Annotated in this window: 14 protein-coding genes and 2 pseudogenes; 6 read left to right on the top strand and 10 right to left on the bottom strand. The window is 72.2% G+C overall.

Translation table 11 applies throughout. From position 1 onward, the window contains the following. Positions 1 to 271: 271 nt before the first annotated feature. A complete protein-coding gene (locus tag EDD39_RS37405; protein WP_148089606.1) occupies positions 272 to 1,429 on the bottom strand; it encodes an FUSC family protein in 1,158 nt (385 codons plus the stop codon). 80 nt (positions 1,430 to 1,509) lie between these two features. Beyond that, positions 1,510 to 1,929, bottom strand: a complete 420-nt coding sequence (mscL, locus tag EDD39_RS37410; RefSeq protein ID WP_123564009.1) for a large conductance mechanosensitive channel protein MscL — start codon at positions 1,927 to 1,929, stop codon at positions 1,510 to 1,512. A gap of 436 nt (positions 1,930 to 2,365) precedes the next feature. Here mscL and EDD39_RS37415 point away from each other — a divergent pair, with 436 nt between their 5' ends. Continuing rightward, positions 2,366 to 2,815, top strand: coding sequence for an SRPBCC family protein (locus tag EDD39_RS37415; RefSeq protein ID WP_123564010.1), 450 nt, complete (start codon positions 2,366 to 2,368; stop codon positions 2,813 to 2,815). A gap of 193 nt (positions 2,816 to 3,008) precedes the next feature. Continuing rightward, positions 3,009 to 4,031 (top strand): IS3 family transposase, encoded by a 1,023-nt coding sequence (locus tag EDD39_RS37420; RefSeq protein ID WP_123564011.1) that lies wholly within the window; start codon positions 3,009 to 3,011, stop codon positions 4,029 to 4,031. 111 nt (positions 4,032 to 4,142) lie between these two features. Here EDD39_RS37420 and EDD39_RS37425 read toward each other — a convergent pair whose 3' ends face one another. From EDD39_RS37425 to EDD39_RS37450, 6 genes and pseudogenes are all read right to left on the bottom strand, one after another. Next, positions 4,143 to 5,201 (bottom strand): hypothetical protein, encoded by a 1,059-nt coding sequence (locus EDD39_RS37425; protein ID WP_123564012.1) that lies wholly within the window; start codon positions 5,199 to 5,201, stop codon positions 4,143 to 4,145. A gap of 13 nt (positions 5,202 to 5,214) precedes the next feature. Then, the gene (locus tag EDD39_RS37430) at positions 5,215 to 6,165 is read right to left on the bottom strand and encodes a hypothetical protein (protein WP_148089607.1); all 951 of its coding nucleotides are present in this window, start codon (positions 6,163 to 6,165) and stop codon (positions 5,215 to 5,217) included. Positions 6,166 to 6,189: 24 nt separating this feature from the next. Next, entirely contained in the window at positions 6,190 to 7,086 is an 897-nt protein-coding gene (locus tag EDD39_RS37435; RefSeq protein WP_123564014.1) for a hypothetical protein, read from the bottom strand. A 99-nt stretch (positions 7,087 to 7,185) separates the two neighbouring features. Then, positions 7,186 to 8,130: pseudogene (locus EDD39_RS37440) on the bottom strand (IS630 family transposase); the annotation flags it as partial. 235 nt (positions 8,131 to 8,365) lie between these two features. After that, positions 8,366 to 8,662 (bottom strand): hypothetical protein, encoded by a 297-nt coding sequence (locus EDD39_RS37445; protein ID WP_123564015.1) that lies wholly within the window; start codon positions 8,660 to 8,662, stop codon positions 8,366 to 8,368. 291 nt (positions 8,663 to 8,953) lie between these two features. After that, positions 8,954 to 9,865: pseudogene (locus EDD39_RS37450) on the bottom strand (IS5 family transposase). A gap of 480 nt (positions 9,866 to 10,345) precedes the next feature. Here EDD39_RS37450 and EDD39_RS37460 point away from each other — a divergent pair. Together EDD39_RS37460 and EDD39_RS37465 are read left to right on the top strand one after the other, a co-directional pair. Further along, positions 10,346 to 12,253 carry a phosphatidylglycerol lysyltransferase domain-containing protein gene (locus EDD39_RS37460; protein ID WP_123564115.1) on the top strand — a complete coding sequence of 636 codons (1,908 nt, stop codon included), beginning with the start codon at positions 10,346 to 10,348 and terminating at the stop codon, positions 12,251 to 12,253. A gap of 72 nt (positions 12,254 to 12,325) precedes the next feature. Continuing rightward, complete coding sequence (locus EDD39_RS37465) at positions 12,326 to 13,240, top strand: DMT family protein (protein ID WP_123564018.1); 915 nt, start codon at positions 12,326 to 12,328, stop codon at positions 13,238 to 13,240. Positions 13,241 to 13,740: 500 nt separating this feature from the next. Here the strand turns inward: EDD39_RS37465 and EDD39_RS37470 are convergent, their stop codons facing one another. After that, on the bottom strand, positions 13,741 to 15,582 hold the full coding sequence (locus EDD39_RS37470; protein WP_208765773.1) for an ABC transporter ATP-binding protein: 1,842 nt from the start codon (positions 15,580 to 15,582) through the stop codon (positions 13,741 to 13,743). Positions 15,583 to 15,725: 143 nt separating this feature from the next. Between EDD39_RS37470 and EDD39_RS37475 the strand changes: the two genes are divergently transcribed. Further along, a complete protein-coding gene (locus EDD39_RS37475) occupies positions 15,726 to 16,415 on the top strand; it encodes a response regulator (RefSeq protein WP_123564020.1) in 690 nt (229 codons plus the stop codon). A 22-nt stretch (positions 16,416 to 16,437) separates the two neighbouring features. On the opposite strand, the gene EDD39_RS37480 is transcribed toward EDD39_RS37475, so the two are convergent. Then, the gene (locus EDD39_RS37480) at positions 16,438 to 17,724 is read right to left on the bottom strand and encodes a cation:proton antiporter domain-containing protein (protein ID WP_244257502.1); all 1,287 of its coding nucleotides are present in this window, start codon (positions 17,722 to 17,724) and stop codon (positions 16,438 to 16,440) included. A gap of 449 nt (positions 17,725 to 18,173) precedes the next feature. Between EDD39_RS37480 and EDD39_RS37485 the strand changes: the two genes are divergently transcribed. Continuing rightward, the gene (locus tag EDD39_RS37485; protein ID WP_425269814.1) at positions 18,174 to 19,304 is read left to right on the top strand and encodes a sensor histidine kinase; all 1,131 of its coding nucleotides are present in this window, start codon (positions 18,174 to 18,176) and stop codon (positions 19,302 to 19,304) included. Positions 19,305 to 19,327 lie beyond the last annotated feature (23 nt).

A 19,327-nucleotide genomic window follows, 5' to 3' on the forward strand; every position in this document is an offset into this window, starting at 1 on the left:
GAGGTCGAAGTCCATGCGGGCATGATCCCCTCCAGGCCCGTCAACGAGCCACGAAGGCCACCAGTCCCGAAACGTCACAGAGCGTGACCGCTCTGCGGAGGTCGGACCAGACCCGCGACCCGTGGTCAAAACCCTCCGCCCGTTCACTTCGGTCGATCACGAGGCCGGTCGGCAGCGAACTCCGTGCAGGCCGCCGGCCGCGGCCCGACGAAGGCCCGACCCCCTCGGAGTCTCGACGGCACCAGCCCAGCCTGCGCGACGCCGTCCCGGGTCACCCGGCCTGATCCCGGCTCTCCGTGCGAGGGGCGGCGAGTCGAAGCGGCCGGGGGTGCAGGGCGGTCGGGTGGGGGCCGTGGCTGGGGTCGAGTTCGTGGAGGATCTGCTGGGTCTCGTCCATGATCGAGCCGTGCAGGGACCAGACGGCGGGGCCGTGATCGGTCTGGCAGAGCGTCTCGGCGGCTGCGGCGTGGTGGTCTCGGCCCCTTTCCAGAACGGCCGTCAGGTCGTCGGTGTGCCCGGGCTCGCGGACGTGGTCGCGCTGGATGCGGGCGAGGAGGTCGAGCGCGTCGCCGACCGCCTCCAGGACGCCGCCGAGGGGCCGCAGCCGTTCGCGCGCGTCGGCCTCGTGCGGGAACTGTCGCTCGCCGCGGGCCAGGTCGTCGAGGCCGCGGAGCACCGAACCGAGCTGGTCGCAGACGTGGCCGAGGCAGGTGAGGCCCTCGTCCAGCGGGGCGAGGGCGGCCGCCGGGTCGGTTCGCTGCCGCAGCCGCCGGGGGTTGAGGCGGATGCCCTCCTCGGCCTGGGCGGCCGTCTCCCGGGCCCGGTCGAGTTCGCGGGCGGCGGCCTCCACCCGGCGCAGCCAGCTGTCGGAGTCCCGTTCGTCCCAGCCCTCGCGCAGTCCGCGGGCGGTGTCGTGGGCGATGTCGGCGAGGCGGTGGGCGACCCGCGCGGTCCGGTGCGCGGCGTGGCTGACGTAGGTGGGGGGTGCGGCGACCAGGTTGACCAGGACGCCGCAGGCGACGCCGAGCAGGGTGTCCCAGATCCGCACGGGGGCGTACGGGGCGCCGGTGCTGAGCACCAGCAGAACGGTGACCGGTACCTCGGTGGACTGCTCGCCCAGGCGCAGCAGCTTCCCCAGGCCCAGACAGACACCGACGGCGAGGCCGATGCTGGCGAAGTTCGCCCCGGCCAGGCGCAGCAGCCCGAGAGCGGCCAGCGCCCCGAGCACGACGCCGCCGATCTGCCGCAGACCCTGCGCCAGCGTCCTCAGCACCGTGAGTTGGACGGTCAGCAGGGCCGCCAGCGGCGCGAGGACGGGCTGCTCGTCCTCCCCCAGCAGCAGGACCGCGGCCTCCCACGCCAGCGCGCAGGCCACCGCCACCCGGGCGGTCTGCACGACCGACTCGCGGTGCGACCGGACCGCTCGCACGGGGTGGCGCAGTGCGCGGCCGAGGGCCCGCCACGCCTCCTCCGCCCTCCTGCGCCACGCCGTCACCGGGCCGGGGGCGGTCACGGCAGGTCGGGCATCGGGGCGAGCGAGGCGGTGCAGAAGGCGCACCGGCTCGCCCGGGCCGGGATCGCGGACAGGCACTCGGGGCAGTCCCGCTTGGGCGCCTGGACGTCCTGGTGCGGGGCGAAGCGCTCGTGCAGCTTGTTGAACGGCAGCACGACCACGAAGTAGAGCACCAGCGCGGTGAGCAGCAGGGTGATCGAGGCGTCGATGAACCCGCCGTACGGGAACTCCACGTGGTGGATCCTGACGGTGCGGCGGCTGAAGTCACCCACCGCACCGGTGGCCAGGCCGACCAACGGGGTGAGGAAGGCGCGGACCAGGGCGGTGACGACACCCGAGAACGCCGCTCCGATCACCACGCCCACGGCAAGGTCGACGACGTTGCCCCGTAGAACGAAGCCGCGGAAACCCTTCACAGCCACTCATCCTCCCCTTCGCCTCCGCCTGCACCGACCATCGCGGGACACCGCAGCAGCCACTGCGCGCGGGTGCGCCCGGCAGCCTTCTGCCCGGTCGGCCTTCCCGCACACCGCCGAGGTTGCGCGGGCAGTCCGCCGCACCGCACCGCGCTCGTGCACGGCCAGGCTCCGTCCGGCCGATCACCTGCGGCGTACGGAGGCCGTCCCTCGGGCCGAAGCTCGCCGGGAGGATTTCCCCTTCGCCCGGATCCCGCGACTCCCGACGTCCGACGGGTCTGCGCCCATGACCGGCCGGCGCGGACGGTCCCGGATGGGTCGGACGGCTTGCCGATCGGCCGGGCAACGTGCCGAATCAGTAGGAGCCAGGCATACCGGTCAGGGACCGGGGCGGGCGGAACAAGGCCGATCAAACGACTCGAAGGTGAGTACAGCGATGAGCAAGGTGCAGGAATCCATCGACGTGGACGTGCCGATCAGCACCGCGTACAACCAGTGGACGCAGTTCGAGGACTTCCCGAAGTTCATGGACGGCGTGGAGGAGATCACCCAGACCGACGACCGGCACAACCACTGGAAGACGAAGATCGCCGGTGTCAGCCGGGAGTTCGACACCGAGATCGTCGACCAGGTCCCGGACGACCACGTCGCCTGGCGCACCACCAACGGCGACGTGAAGCAGACCGGCATGGTGCGCTTCGAGCCGATCGACGCCACCCACACCCGGGTCATGATGGAGATGGACTTCCAGCCCAGCGGCATGGCCGAGAAGGTCGGCGACATGACGGGCATGCTGGACCGGCAGGTCAAGGGCGATCTCAAGCGGTTCAAGCACTTCATCGAGGAACGCGGTACCTCCACCGGCGGCTACCGCGGCACCCTCTGACACCGCACCGCCCGCGCCCCCGCCGCCCCACCGCGGCGGGGGCGCGGCGCGACCGCCATCACCGTGCCGCTGCTCGTGCGGCGCGTCCAGAACCGCCCTCGGCATCCGGTCGATCAGCGGCTTGAACGGACCAAGCCGCGCCTGAACCGCCCCGGGTTCGGTGGAGACTCGATTTCGTCCAAGGATTCGAGTCATGGCACGTCCTTCCTCCTACCCGCCTGAGCTGCACCGTCGTGCGGTGCGCATGGTCGCCGAGGACCTCGGCGACCACCCGAACGAGTCCACCGCGCTGCGGGCCGTCGCGGAGAAGCCGGGCATCGGGCCCGCCGAGACCCTTCGCAACTGGGTGCGACGTGACCAGGTCGACTCCGGGCAGCGCCCGGGCACGACCACGGAGGAGTCCGCGCAGATCAAGGCGATGAAGAAGGGGATCGCCGAACTCAAGCGCGCCAACGAGATCCTCAAGGCCGCGGCGAGCTTCCTCGCGGCCGAGCCCTCCGCCCGCACGGTGCGCGACGAGGGACTCGAGGAGCTGATCAAGGAGGTCTACAACGCCAACTACCGCGTCCACGGGGCCCGCAAGGTATGGCGGGAGCTGGGCCGGCAAGGCCACTCGGTGGCACGCTGCACCGTCGAACGCCTGATGCGCGAGCTCGGCATCACCGGCGCCGTGCGCGGCAAGAAGGTCGTCACCACTATTGCGGACCAGGCCGCCGAACGCGCCCCTGATCCGGTGGACCGCAAGTTCGTCGTGGACACCTTCTCCCGCCGCATCGTCGGCTGGTCCGCCGCGATGTCGAAGGAGACCAGGCTCGTACTGGATGCCCTGGAGATGGCCTTGTGGCAGCGCGATCGTGACGGATTCCCGCACCAGGGAGGTGAGTTGATACCTCATTCGGATGCCGGGTCGCAGTACACAAGTTTCCGGCTCGCCGAGCACCTGGACGCCGTCGGCATCGCGGCCTCGCTCGGATCGGTCGGCGACGCCGACGACAACGCCCTGATGGAGCCCACCATCGGGCTCTACAAGACAGAGCTGATCAAACCAGGGCGGCCGTGGAAGACCCTCGCCCAGGTCGAGCTGGCCACTGCCGAGTGGACCGACTGGTACTGCCACCGGCGACTCCACGGTGGGATAGGCCACGTCCCACCCGTCGAACATGAGACCAATTACTACCTCACCGCCACAAAACCCCAGGTCACAACCACAACCTGAGATCTCCACCGAGCCCGGGGCGGTTCACCATGCTGCCTGGCCACCCCACCCAGATGCAGCCCGATTTCCTTGACCAACCCCGCAGAGGCACCCCCGGAGGGGGCCGCGAGGTCAGACGGGGAGGATGGAGCCCGGGGCCGGGACGAGGCCTTGGGGGTCGCCGGCTGCCGGCCATTCCGGCGGGATGCGGGTGGCATGGATCTCGGAACCGCTCTCGCTGTGCGACGTCATGAGACCGATGACCCGTTTCGTGAGGGTGGCGATCACTGCCGATCCCGAGTCGCCGGACTGCAGTTCGAGGTGGCCGCCGATGTCCTGGCTGGTGAAGGCGAGGCAACTCCTCCAGTACGCGTACCTGCCCCACGTCGGCTCCGTGCGGTACATCGCGGCCTCCGAGGTGACCATCGCGTCCTGGCGTACGCCGGTCGTTGCCCCGATCCAGCTGACGAAGGCCTTGTCCGCGTCGCTCAGCGTGCCCGAGTTCAGCTGCAGTGCCTTCTCATGGGGCCATATGGGCGGGACGGCGAACGACGTCGTCCTGGAGTCGACCCGCGCCCAGGCGAAGTCGTACCGGTTGCGGACCGTCGGCACGCTCTGGAGCGAATCGGAGGTGATGATCTCGAACGTCCCGTCGCACCGCCCGATCCGGTTCCAGTCCGTCTGCAAGTCCCAGGCGCTCCAACCGGGCTGGTACACCGGATTGCCCGGGGTGCTCGCCCGGGCGATGACATGGGCGTTGGTCAGCAGGCACCGCTGGTTGCGGTACGTCGTGACCACGCCGAGCGTTCCGCCCAAGGCGCTCACCAGCGGGATCCAGCCCCACTGCGACACGATCCGGTAGCCCCCGGGGCACGGGCGCTGCCGGCTCTCCAACGACGCCGCCGGCACGATCCTGCCGGTCTCGACGACGTCCGTGAGCACGTCCACGGTCTCCACCCGGCCGTCCGGCCGGGTGACGTCGACCTCGACGGTGGGCGGGACGGGGAAGTCCCGGTCGGCCGGGAAGCGCGGCGGCGCCTTCCTGATCACCCCGACGGTGATCGCGGGCTCTCCGGTGTCCCGGCCGTGCACGATCTTCGTACGGGTGTCGAGCATGACGATGTTCGGACAGGACAGCCACTCCGCGACCGTGGTGTGGGCCTCTTCCAGCGGGACGGGACCGCGTGCCATGGGTGTGCCCCTCTCACTTCCGGGCCAGGATCTCCCGCATCTGCGGGGACATCGGCATCGCCTTCCTCAGCGGCCGCTCGGGAAGGCCGTCCGGGTCGTACGAGCCGCCGATCACCGCCGGGTCCTCGGACGCGTAGATGAGCGACGAGAAGGGGCGGCCGTGGGAGTCGAGCACCGAGACGACGTTCGTGAGCTGCCAGTGGAGGAACATCTTCGCGGCGTCCCCCTCGGTGTTGTCGAAGGTCTGCGCGACCGAAGAGGTGGTCCGGGTGCTCGTGGTGACCTGCTGGAACGAGGATGAACTGGCGTTGAGCGAGGCTGAGATGCTCGCCGAGATGGGCCCCCAGCTGGCACCGGCGCCCGCCCCCACGGCCGAGGCGATGTCCGACTGATCCGAGGTGGTGTTCTCGATCCCCGTCGTCGTCGTGTAGTTCTCCTTGCGCTTCTGCCCCCTGGCGATGCTGTAGGACGTCGGCAGCCGCCGCCAGTACTGCTCGCGGACGATCACGTTCGCGCCGGCCTTTCCGCAGCCGACCACCACCCGCGGCGAGTCCGGCGGGATGACGACGCCCTTGTTGGGAACCGGCGGCAGGCCGATGTCGTTCGCGTCGAGCAGGTCGTCGTTGTCGACGGTGACCCAGTCCTGCGGGTCGCTGCCGCCGCTCGCTGTCTGGAGGACCGCGACGAACGCGCCGGTGAAGTAGTTGACGAAGACGAAGTACCAGCCGTAGTCGAGCTGTCCGGTGAGCCCCGGCCACTCCGAGCCGGGGCTCACACCGAGGGAGGGGTACCCCACACCGAAGGTGTTGCTGTCGGAGTCGTAGCCCAGCCAGACCCCCCGGTCGGAAATGAGGTACACGCCGAGCGGGATCATGGTCGCGTTGTTGAAGCTGAACTGCGCGGTGCTTCCGATGCTCGTGGACGTCAGCGTGCCGTCGAGGGCCTGCTGATAGGCCGTGGTCATCTTCACGGTGTCCTCCCGGCGTTCTCAGCCGCGCAGTTCGGCGGGGTCCGGCTGGGTGTACGGGCCGGCGACGACCATCGGCGACGTCCCGGTGGCGAGGATGGACAGCGGCGCATTCCCGCTCCACGGCCAGATCGACACGACGTCGGTGAGCTGCCAGCAGAGCATCATCTCCGGAGCCTCGGCCTTCGGGTCGAGACTGTACTGCTCGGAGACGTAGGACGTCGTCTCCTCGGTGACGGTGAGCTGCTGGAAGGTGGTGGACGTCGTGCTCAGCGAGGCCGACACCGTCGCCGAGACGGGACCCCAGCCGACGCCGGCCGACGCACTCACCGACGCCTCCAGCGTGCTCAGCTGGGACGAGGTCTCCTGCTTCCCGGACGTGATGGTGTACGCGTACTCCTTCGTCTCCCCGGGAGCCACGCTGTAGGAGTTCGGCATTCGCTGCCAGAACTGCTCCCGGATCACCACGTTGGGGGCCAGCGGGTGGTCGGTCTCGACCAGGCCGCAACCGACCACCACCCGGGGCGAGTCGGCCGGAACGAGGATTCCGGCCTTCGGATCGGGAACCGGCACCGTCCCGATGTCGTTCGGCTCCAGCAGATCCCAGTCCGTGACGTAGACGTCCGCGTCCCCGGCGCCGGGATCCTCGTACACGGTGACGAAGCCGCCGGTGTCGGCGCTGGCCGCGAGCCAGTACACGCCCTGCTCCGAGACGACCGTCGCCACGCCGCCCTCCGTCCCGGGGATGTTCGTACCCTGGAGGGGAGCGGCGACCACGTGCTCGCCACTGCCGCCGACGAAGTACAGGACAAGCGTCAGCGAGGTCATGTTGTGGAAGGTCAGTGACTCGTTGCCGCCGGACGGGACGGAGACCAGCGTCCCGTCGATGGCCTTCTGGTAGTCCTCGTTCATCTGCACGGTCGGCCCCCGCTCCTCCCCGAACGGCTCGGGGGTCGGCGATGTTCACGGGTGTACGGCGAGAGAGCGCCGCTGGTCGGCGCCGACGTTCTCCCCCTCTCAGCGTATGTACGCGGCAGATCCGCACGCATCCCGGCGGGGGCGCCCCAGCCAGTGTCCTGAGTCTGGGATTCGCTTCAGATATCCGGCGAGGCGTTCGAGGATCTCGTCTGCGGCCTCGGTCCAGACGTAGGGATTCGGGTCGGTGCTCCAGGTGGCGATCCAGTCACGGACGTCGGCTTCGAGAGCCTGGACGAACTTGTGGACGCCTCGCCGTATCTGCTTGTTCGTCAGCTCGGCGAACCAGCGCTCGACCAGGTTCAGCCAGGAGGAACCGGTCGGGGTGAAGTGCAGGTGGAACCGCGGGTGGCCACTAGCCAGGTCTTGATCGCCGGTGTCTTGTGGGTGGCGTAGTTGTCCAGCACCAGGTGGACATCCGTTCCCTCGGGGACCTCCGTGCCCAGCCGGAGCAGGAACTTCTCGAACTCCTCGGCGTGACGGCGGCGGTGGAGCGAGCCGATGACCTTGCCGGTGGCGACCTCGAGTGCGGCGAACAGGGTGGTGGTGCCGTGGGGGACGTAGTCGGCGGTCATCCGCTGCGGAACCCCCGGCACCATCGGCAGTACTGGCTGGGCGCGGTCGAGCGCCTGGATCCGGGACTTTTTGTCCACGCAGAACACCAGAGCCCGCTCGGGCGGGTCGAGGTACGAGGCCGACCACCTCGTGGACCTTGTCCACGAGGTACGGGTCGGTCGACAGCTCGAAGGTCTCGGCGCGGTGCGGCCGAAGTCCGAACGCCCGCCAGGTCCGCGACACGGTGGACTGGGACAGGCCCGTCTCCCCGGCCATCGACCGGGTCGACCAGTGCGTGGCGTCCTTCGAAGTGCGTTCCGGCGTCCTGGCGACCAGCTCGACCACCTGCCCGTCGGTCACCGTGCGGGGACCTCCAGGCCTGGGCATGTCGCCCAGGCCGGCGATCCGGTGCTCGACGAACCTGGCCCGCCACCCGCCGACCGCGTGCGGGGTCGATGCGGTTGCGCACCTCTGCGCCCGCCCCTGCGGCCGTCGCCGAACTGCAGCACCAGGTCGGGCTGCACTCCTTGATGGATTCCTTGATGCCGCAGCTCACGGGCGTGTGAGCGGTCCCTGGCCCGGCGTCCTGGCGGTGGCTGCGGGCAGGGCCGTCAAGGTTCGCCGGCGCCGCCATCAAGGTTCGGCCCAGCCGTCATCAAGGTGGGATTCAGCGCCCCGCGTCGCCCTGTTCGGTGGCGGCGTGCAGCCGGGCGGCCGTCGCGGCGGCCGCTTCGCGGGTGAGGGGGTCGGGGTGGTCGGCGAGCAGGGCGAGCAGGGCGAGCAGCTCGGCGGCCGCGGTGAGCACCGGCACCGGCACCGCCGCCTCGCGCAGCAGCAACAGTTGCGCGGCGGCGCGGTGGCCGGCCGACGTGGCGGGCTCGGAGGATTCGGTGGTGGGCAGCAGCGCGGTCAGCCCGGAGCCCAGGCCGGGCCGCCGGATGCCGGTGGGGGAGGAGTGCGTCATGCCCGGACAACCGCCCCCAGCCCGCTCGGGTCACGCCCACCCACCCCCGGTCCACGGACGGGTTTGTCCAGGGGAAACGCGGAACCGGCCAGGCCTGTCCACCATCACCCGCACCACGGCGTGGCCGGGGCCGGCCATCTCTCTCCGATCTGCATCCACCTGTGTTCGGCCGCCGACCCGGCGGCCTGGGGCAGCGTGGGACGGTGCTGGGACAGCCCGCGCCACCCTGTCCCAGCACCGTCCCACGCTGCCCCACTATGTCCGTATTTCCGGGGTGAACCTGGGGCTGTCCTAAGGACTGTCTGACAAATGATCACCTGGCTGGCTCGCGGAGCCAGAGGATCAAAGAAGCCAGGACGACTCCGGCGCGGTAGCGGTCGGCGAGCTTGTCGAACCTGGTCGCGATCGCACGGAACTGCTTGAGGCGGGCGAAGCACCGTTCGACCACGTTGCGGTCGCGGTAAAGGACCCGGTCGAACGCGGGCGGCCGGCCGCCGAGACGCCCTCGACGCCGGCGGTTGGCCGCCTGGTCGCGGCGTTCGGGGATCGTGGCGGCGATGCCCCGGCGCCGCAGCAGTCGGCGGATCGCCCGGCTCGAGTACGCCTTGTCGCCCAGCACCCGATCCGGCGTGGTGCGAGGGCGCCCCGTGTCGACGCGCGGGACGCGGATCCCGCCGATGACCTGGCCGAACACGGTGGCGTCGTTGATGTTCCCGGGCGTGAGCACGATTGACAGCGGCAGGCCGCGGCCGTCGACGGCGAGGTGGACCTTGGTGGTCAGCCCGCCTCGGGACCGGCCGAGGGCCTGACGCGTCTGCGAGCGGCCCGGATCTTCCAGTTCATCCCCGTCGGCAGCCCCTTTTTGCGGGCGACGGCGGCGTGCTGGTGGGTCCGGTTGACCGTGGAGCCGACGGCGACGGTCCACTCGACCCGGCCCACCGCGTCGTCGCGGACCTGGACGTGCTCCAGCAGCCTGGCCCACGTGCCGTCCGCCTCCCAGCGGGCGAATCGCTCGTAGACGGTCTGCCACGGTCCGTACCGTTCCGGGAGGTCACGCCATGGAGCCCCGGTCCGCAGCCGCCACAGCACACCGTTGACCACCTGCCGGTGATCACGCCACGGACGGCCACGCCCGTCCACCCGCGGCAACAAGGGATCTATCCGCTCCCACGCCGCATCCGTCAACTCACCTCGACCCGCCACAAGATCAACTATCGGGCAGGCATTGGGACACGACAGGAGCAGCGTCGATCCCGCCAAGGCGCGGCCGCCTGCGCCGGTGGTACTCCCGGCCCGGCATCAGGTGGCACCGGCCGCTGACCCGGGCAACGAACACTGGCGCCCCGGCCGGCAGCCCACCGTCCCTGCTGAACTCAAACACGAACCCGTCCTCGCCGGACGCCCACTCGTCCCATCTGAGAGTCCATCCCTCGTCCGTCCACCCACGGATCTGACCACGCAGGTAAACGCGCGCAAGTTGCTCGGCTTCCCTCAATGTCATGTCTCCCACCGCGCCACTCCCCTCCCACCCCGCATCCATCGACTCAAGATCAATTATGAGACACGGCCTAGAAGCGTCCCGTCCTGGTGGCCGCCGGCACGGTCGCCGCGGGCCGGCTCCCCTCCCGCCGACCGGCGGAGGCGCTGCGGCCGTCCGGCGGGGCGCCTCCGGCCCGCTGCCGGATGGGATCCGCGGTCGCCCGCGGCCAGGGTGGGAGCGTGTCTGCGAACCCGATCTCCCGAACCGTCCGGCCCACCGGCAGGCTGCGGCGCCGCGCCGCCGCCTCGACGGTCTGGTACCTGCGGCTGGTCGCGCTGCTCAACCTGGTGGCGGTGCTCGCCGCCCCTTTCCGCGACCAGGTGGAAGCCCACAACGACGGCGAGTACTTCACCCCCTACCTGGTGACCGCCGGCCTGACCTCGGCGGTGCTCTCGCTGCTGCTCGCGGTGGCGATGCGCCGCCGCAAGCGCGCCGCGTGGATCTTCAACACGGCGGTCTCCGGCCTGCTCCTGCTGCTGTACGCGGCCGGGCTCGCGATGCCCGGCGAGCGGTTCGGGGCGCACGCCTTCAACTACCTGTCCACGGCGCTGACCGCCGTCTTCTTCACGGCCCTGCTGATCGGCCGCCGGGAGTTCACCGCCAAGGGCGACCGGTCCAACCCGAAGGCGGCCGCGGCCGCCTTCGGCGGCGGCCTGCTCGCGGGCGGCACGATCGGCGCGCTGCTGGTCCAGGCGACCAACGAACTGAGCGGCGCCGGCTTCGCCGACCGCTTCGGCTACGCGATCGCCGGCATGGTCACCGTCGAGCCCTCCTCGCGCGCGATGGACGTGATCTCCCTCCCCGCGTGGTCGGATGCCGCGATCAACGCGACGGGCGCGGTGCTGTTCCTGTTCGTGCTGTACGTGGCGTTCCGCTCGCCGCGGGGTGAGGAGCTGCAGAGCGACGAGGAGCAGAGCCGGCTGCGCGAGCTGCTGGAGAAGCAGGGCGAGCGGGACTCGCTGGGGTACTTCGCGCTGCGCCGGGACAAGGCGGTGGTGTTCTCGCCGTCGGGGAAGGCGGCGATCGCCTACCGGGTGGTCGGCGGTGTCACGCTTGCCTCCGGCGACCCGATCGGCGACCCGGAGGCCTGGCCGGGGGCGATCGACGCCTGGCTGGCGGAGGCCCGCGAGCACGCCTGGGTGCCGGCCGTGATGGGTGCCTCCGAGGAGGCCGGGGTGATCTACGCCCGGCACGGCCTGGACGCGCTGGAGCTGGGCGACGAGGCGATCGTCGAGCTGGACGAGTTCTCGCTGGAGGGCCGGGCGATGCGGGTGGTCCGGCAGGCGTACAACCGGGTCAAGCGGGCCGGGTACACGGTGCGGATCCGCCGGCACGGGGACATCCCCGAGTGCGAGATGGCCGAGCTGGTGGCCAAGGCCGACCACTGGCGGGACGGGGCGACCGAGCGGGGCTTCTCGATGGCGCTGGGCCGGCTCGGCGACGCGGGCGACGGGCGCTGCGTGATGCTGGAGTGCTTTGACGGGGACGGCGAGCTGCGGGCGCTGCTGAGCTTCGTGCCGTGGGGCGGGCACGGGCTGTCGCTGGACCTGATGCGGCGCGACCGGGACAGCGAGAACGGCCTGATGGAGTTCATGGTGATCGAACTCCTGCAGCGGGCGAAGGAGGTCGAACTGGAACGGGTCTCGTTGAACTTCGCGATGTTCCGCTCGGTTTTCGAGCGCGGCTCGAAGCTGGGTGCGGGCCCGGTGTTGCGGCTGTGGCGTTCGGTGCTGGGTTTCTTCTCGCGTTGGTGGCAGATCGAGTCGCTCTACCGGGCGAACGCGAAATACCGGCCGATCTGGGAACCGCGTTATCTGCTCTTCGAGAAGAGCGGCGAGATTCCCCGGATCGGCATCGCCTCGGCCCGCGCGGAGGGATTTCTGACTGCTCCCGTGCTGCCCGGGCCTCGACGCTCCCGAGCCTGTGGCGAGCCGGGAGCGCGAGACCCGCAGCGCCGCGTCCGGGGGGTGCTTGCGACCGGGGTCGAAGCGACGCGACGCACCCACTCTGGCCAACGTCGCCGGGCCGGCCAACCCGCCGACCGGCCGTAGCCACCCGCCGGTCGGCGGGCGCAGTCCTGCCGACCGGCCCGGTCCCGCCCCTGCAACGAAGGGAATCCCCTGGTGATAGTCGGACTTCTCGTCGCCGCCGCCGCGTCCGCCTGTTACGGCACCGGCTCCGTCCTCCAGGCGGTCGGTGCCCGCCGCGCCGCCCGCGAGGCCGCTGCCGCGGTCGACCCGGGGCAGCGCACCGAACACGGCGGCCCCACCCTGTCCTCCACCGGCCGGGCCGCGCGCACCTGGGAGTTCGCCCTGGGCACCGCCCTGGACGTCGTCGGTTTCGCACTCGGCGCGCTCGCCGCCCGGGTGCTGCCGCTCTTCCTCTCCCAGACCGTCATCAGCGCCAACCTGGTCGTCACCGCCGTGCTCTCCATCAGGCTGCTGGGCATCCGCCTGCGGCGCCCGGAGTGGGCGTCGATCGCCGTTCTGTGCGCGGCCCTGGTCCTGCTCGCCGTGGCGTCCGGGCCGCAGGGCGGCCACCACGCCGCACCGGCCTTCCACTGGTGGCTGCTGATCGCCACGACCCTCGTGATCGTCGGCGGAAGCCTGCTGGTGCGCCGGATGGGCGCGCGCGGCGCGATCGTGGCGGGCCTGCTCTCCGGCCTCGGGTTCGGCGCACTCGGCATCGGCGTACGCGTCCTGGATGGCCTCGACACGCTCGACCCGGGCCTGATGTTCGCCGACCCCGCCCTGTACGCCGTACTCGTCGGCGGCATCGGCGGCATGTACGTGCACACCGTCGCCCTGCAGATCGGCTCGGTCAACGGCGCCACCGCCGCCCTGGTGATCGGCGAGACCGTCGTCCCCGGCGCGGCCGGCGTGCTGTGGCTCGGCGACGCCTCCCGCAGCGGACTGGGCCGGCTCGCCGCGGGCGGCTTCGTCATCGCCGTCGCCGCGGCTGTCGCGGTGGCCCACTTCGGCCGGGGAGAGGGAACCGCCGAGGTGGTGGCCGACGACCGGGAACCCGTGGGCGCCTGACCCGCCGTCAATTGCGTGGTGCCCGAGACCTGTCGGTAGCGGGGTTCGCCGCCGGTCGGCCGCTGCACACCTTCGACCCGGGCCCTTCGCGCCGGTCCGGGGAACGGCCGCCGGCACTCCTGCGCCGATCCGCCGGGCGTAGCGGCGGGCAGCGCCGATCGCCCGGACATCGACGGCGGCGCGGCCGGTGACGGCCCGCAGGCCGGCCTGGCGTCGCCCGACAGGCCCTCGGCGGACGCGGGCAGCACGCCGCCCCGCTCGTGCGGAGTTCGGTGGCGACGGTGTCGGCCGCGGTGGCGGGGGAGTGCTCCGGGTAGTCAGCCAAGCGTCCGAGCACGCGGTCGGAGAGGGGGCCTCGCGGCCGGTGCCGCGGCGGTGGCGTCCCGGAACTCCATGCCCCGGTCCGCGAAGCGGCGTCCACACAGGTGTGGACGCCGCTTCGCGGACCGGGTGGACGCATCAGTAGGTCCACCCGTCCCTCCGGCGTGTTTCCGACCGGGTCAGCGGGCCGGGGCCAGCAACTGGGTGGCGGCCAGTTCGGCGTACAGCCCGTCCCGCTCGACCAGTTCCGCATGGGTGCCGACGGCCCGGACGCGGCCGGCCTCCATCACCACGATCCGGTCGGCGCCGGTCACCGTGGACAGGCGGTGGGCCACCACCAGGACGGTGGTCTCCCGGGCCGCCCGCGCCACGACGTCCCGCACCGCCAGTTCGTTGTCCGCGTCCAGTTGCGAGGTCGCCTCGTCGAGGAGCAGCAGGCGTGGCCTGCGCAGCAGTGCGCGGGCGATGGCGACGCGCTGGCGCTCGCCGCCGGAGAGCGTGGAGCCGCGGTGGCCGACCGGAGTGTCCAGGCCGTCGGGCAGACGGGCGACGAGGGCCTCCAGGCGGGTGCGGGCCAGGATCTCGCGCAGGTCCTGGTCGGTGGCGCCGGGTGCGGCGAAGAGCAGGTTCTCGCGGAGGGTGCCGGCCAGGACGGGGGCGTCCTGCTCGACGTAGCCGATGGCCGAGCGCAACCGGTGCAGCGGCCAGTCGCGGACGTCCTGGCCGTCGACCAGGACCCGCCCGCCGGTCGCCTCGTGGAAACGCTCCAGCAGGGCGAAGACGGTCGACTTGCCCGCGCCGGAAGGGCCGACGAAGGCGGTCATCCCGCCGGGCGGCACGTCGAAGGTGACGTCCTGGTGGATGTCCGGCAGCTCGGGGCGGTAGCGGAAGGACACCTGCTCGAAGCGGATCGACGCCGCGCCGGTGCGGGCGGGGACGGCGGGCCGGAGAGGTTCGGGTTCCTCGGTGGCGAGCTGCCGGGCCCGGGTGATCCGGGCGATCGCGGCCGCGCCCTCCTGGTACTGCGAAGCGGCGTCGACCAGCCGGGAGACCGGGTCGACCAGGTAGAAGACGTACAGCAGGAAGGCGATCAGCGTGGAGACGGAGATCGCCCCGGACGCCACCCGGGCCCCGCCGACCGCGAGCACCGCCAGGAACGCCAGCTCGACGGCGAGGACGTCCGCGGACTTCGCCGTGGCCTCCCACTTGGCGGCCCGCACGCCGTGCAGCCACGCCCGTTGCGCGGCGGCCAGCACCCGGGCGCCCTCGCGCTCCTCGGCGCCGGAGGCCTTGACGGTGCGGTAGGCCCCGAAGGCGCGCTCCAACTCGGTGGAGATCTCGCCCACGGCCTCCTGGGAGCGTTCGGCGGCCTCGGAGATCTTCGGCATCACCAGCGCGACCAGCCCGCCGACCGCCGCCAGCACGCCGAGCGTCACGCCCAGCAGGACCGGGTCCAGGACCGCCATCAGCACGACGGCCGCGGCCAGGGTGACCACGCCGGTGGCGCCGGAGACCAGCTCGCGGGTGGTGACCGCGCGCAGCAGCGTGGTGTCGGAGGTGACCCGGGACATCAGGTCGCCCGGCGCGACGCGCTCCACCTCGGCCATGCGCAGCCGCAGCAGCCGCCCGACCAGGCTCCGCCGGGCGGCCAGCACGACGGACTCGGCGGTTCGCTCCAGCACGTACCCGCCGAGCGCCTCGAACACCGTGCCGAGCAGCACGAGGGCGGTGAGGGACAGCACGATGGCGGTGACCGTCTGGCCGGAGGAGAGCCGGTCCACCAGTGCTTTCGTGGCCAGCGGCTGCAGCAGCCCGCCGGCCGCCCCGAACAGCGCGCACAGCAGGCCGAACGCGACCGTCCACCGGTGCGGGCGGACGTAGCCGTACAACGCGCGGAACGTCGCCCGCGCGGACAGCGGCACGGTCTCCGCGTTCGACGGTTCGGGTGGGGTGCTCACGGGGTTCCTCTCGAACGGGGACGTACCCGCTCCAACCTGGGCCCGCGGCGGACCGCGTCCCATCCGGTGCCCGTCGGGAACACCCCCGCCCGGTGGCGGGAGCACCCCCGCCGAGTGGCGTGCACCGCCGCTCCCGGTGCGCCCCGGCCGGGCGGACCCGCGATCATGGGGCGGTACGGCAGAGGTCCGGCGCGGGCGGAGGACGCATGATCCGGGTAGTGGTGGTGGATGACGAGGCCCTGATCAGGTCGGGCTTCGGCATGATCCTCAACGCGGCGGGCGACATCGCGGTGGTGGCGACCGCCGCCGGCGGGCAGGCCCTGGCCACCGTCCGGGAGCACCGGCCCGACGTCGTCCTGCTCGACATCCGGATGCCGGACGTCGACGGGCTCAGCCTGCTGCGGGAACTGGTCGCCCTGCCCTCGCCCCCGGTGGTGGCGATGCTGACCACCTTCGACACGGACGAGTACATCCTGACCGCGCTGAACTCCGGGGCCGCCGGATTCGTCCTCAAGGACACCGAGCCCGAGCAACTCGCCCCACTGGTGCGCACCCTCGCCGCCGGCGGGGTCGTCCTGTCCCCGAAGGCCTCCGAGAGCCTGCTGCGCGGCCACCCCGGCAGCGCCCCGGCCGTGGTCGACGAGCAGGCCGCGCGGGTCGGCCTGCTCACCGACCGGGAACGGGAGGTGCTGGCCCTGATCGCCGAGGGCCTGTCCAACGCGGACATCGGCGTGCGCCTCCACCTGGGGACCGGCACGGTCAAGGACCACGTCAGCGCGATCCTCACCAAGCTGCGCGTGGGCGGACGGGTCCAGGCCGCGCTGCTCGCCCAGCGCGCGGGGCTGCTGACCGACGACGGCCCGGACGGGACCGGGGGCCGGCCGCGGCGCCCGTGACGACGGGGCGCGCCACCGCCGCTCACTCCCGCAGCGCGCCGACCCGGGCGGTGCCACCGGCGTCCACCACGTCCTTCGGGCGAGCCCCCGGCCTGCCGCGCAGCGCGCGGGCGACGGCGATCGACCCGCCGCCGTGCAGCAGGACGCTCCCGAGCACGACGACGACCATGGCGTCGAGGGCACTGTCGGCCCCCGGCCCGTCCGGGAGGGCGTTGAAGGCGAGCAGGCCGAACACGATCGAGGTGGTGCCGCGCGGCCCGAGCGCGCCGACCATCAGCCGCTCGCGACCGCTGAGCCTGGAGCCCAGCAGGGACAACAGCACCGGCACCACCCGCAGCACGGTGAGCGCGGCCACGCACAGCACCAGCACCTGCCAGTCCAGGCCGAGGCCCAGCGTCAGCACCACGGCGTTGCCGAAGAAGAACCACATCACCATGGTCATCATCGCGCTGGTGTCCTCGATCAGCTGGAAGTCCGAACCGACCGCCGCAGCTACGCCCTGGCGCTGCGGCGCCCGCCGCACGTAGCGGAAGGCGACACCGGCCACGAACGAGGCGACGAAACCGTTGCCGTGCACCGCGGTCGTCGAGGTGTAGGCCAGCAGCGGAACGACCAGCACCAGGATCCGTCGGGACCGGTCGGTCATCCCGTGCGCGCGCTGGGCGAGGTTCATCGCCCAGGCGAGCAGCGCGCCCACCAACGCGCCCACCACCAGCGCCTTGACCGCGAACGGCACGGTCGTGGCCAACGCCTCCCACGGGGTGCGCTGCTCGGCCGTCGACCCGGCCAGCACCAGCGCGAACAGGAACAGCGGCGAGACGATGCCGTCGTTGTAGCCGCTCTCCACGTTGAGCACGCTGCGCACCCGCGCCGGGACCCGCCGGTCGCGGACCAGGATCTCCGCCGGTGCGAAGTCGGTAGGGACGATCACGCAGGCGATCAGCAGCAGCACCGCGACCGGCAGGCCGGGCAGCAGCAGGCCGCCGAGCAGGACGGTCGCGCCGAGGCTCAGCGGCAGCGCCACCAGCAGCACCCGCACCGCCGCACCGGGATGGTGCCCGAACAGCCGGCCGCCGCGCAGCTCGGTGGCGTCCACGAACAGCAGCACGGCCAGGATGATCTCCGCCACCCGCTGGGCGACCTCGGAGTTCATCGCACCGGCGATCTGACTGTGCGTGAACAGACCGGTGGCGACGCCCGCGAGCACCAGCACCAGCGGCGCCCGTACGTGCCTGCGCTCCAACCGGCCGGCGACGAGCGACCAGCCGGCCACCACCGCGGTGATCACGAACAGGACGGGGATCAGCAAGACGGCATCGCTCTCGAACGGGAACGGGGGACCCGCACCGGCGAACGAGGACGCCTGCTCCGGGTGCGGGCGTCACCGGCCCACCTCTCCCATCCCAGCGGCCGCACCGCGCCCGGTCACTCCGCCGACCGCCGGGAACACCCCCGCCGACCGGCGCCGCCGCCCCCGACCGGCCCGCCCGCCGGCGCCCCCTGCCGACCGGATGACGACACCCCGCCGAGTGGCCGGAGCCGCCCTCCGACCACCGCCACGACGACGCCGAAGCCGTAGGGTCGGCTTCGACGGAGCGCGCCCGGACGAGGTCGCGACCCGCGACGGCAGAGGCGCAGCAGCACGAAGGCGAGGTGGCACCGATGAACAGGGAGGCGAGCGGCCAGGAACCGGCGGTGACCCGAACGGTGCCGCACGACGGCCCGTCCCGGACCGAAGCCCACCACCGGGCCCGGACCCTGTGGGCGCGGATCCCCGCGCCTGTCGTGGACGGCGCCCTGGTCCTGGCGGCAGCCGTCGACACGTCACTGAACCTCACCGACCCCGCCCCGCCCGACCTCGCGGTCGCCGCACTCGGCTGCGCCGCGCTGGCGCTGCGCCGCCGGTTCCCCTTCCCCGTCCTGCTGCTCACCCTGCCGATCGCCTTCACCCAGGACGACATCGCGCTCGCCCCCCTCATCGCCCTGTTCACCCTGGCCGAACGCTCCCGCAACCGCCGCTTCCTCGCACTCTGCGCCCTGGGCGCCGCGCTCGCCGCCAGCATCCCCTGGTCCCTGGGCGGCCCGTTCGAGGTCAGCCGCACCCTCACCCTGGTCGCCTTCGTCTACAGCCTGGCCACCGCGGCCGCCGCCGTGCTGTTCGGGCAACTCGTCCAGACCCGCCGCGACCTGGAGCGGCAGATGGCCGAGACCGAGGAGGCCAGGGAGCACGAGCGCGTCCTGCACTCCCAGGCCGTGCTCGCCCGCGAACGCGCCCAACTCGCCCGCGAGATGCACGACGTCGTCTCCCACCAGGTCAGCCTGATCGCCGTCCGGGCCGGAGCGCTCCAGGTGTCCACCGGCGACGACGACGCCCGGGACGCCGCCCGCACCATCCGCTCCCTGAGCGTCACCACCCTCGACGAACTGCGCACCATGGTCCGGCTGCTGCGCGCCTCCGGCGGTCGCGACACCGAACTCACCCCCCAGCCCACCCTCGCGGACCTGCACCGGCTCGTCGACGCCAGCGGCATCGACACCCGCCTGAGCGGCGAACTCCCCGCCGCCCTCACCGCCCCCGCCCAACGAGCCCTCTACCGCACCGTCCAGGAAGCCCTGACCAACGCCCGCAAGCACGCCCCCGGCGCCACCGCCGCCGTCGACCTCTGGCAGGACGGCACCGAGGTGGGAGTGACCGTCACCAACAGTGCGCCCACCCGCCCCTCCCTGCCCCTCCCCGGCTCCCAACAGGGCCTGATCGGCTTGCGCGAACGCGCCGAACTCTTGCACGGCACCCTCGAATCCGGACCGACCCCCGACGGCGGCTACCGGGTGAGCCTGCGCGTTCCCCTCACCACCGACGCCGGCCGGCCCCGGCCGAGGAGCAGCTGATCCCCCGCCCGAACCCCCTCCCT

The sequence above is a fragment of the Kitasatospora cineracea genome (genome assembly GCF_003751605.1).
Classification (GTDB): Bacteria; Actinomycetota; Actinomycetes; order Streptomycetales; family Streptomycetaceae; genus Kitasatospora; species Kitasatospora cineracea.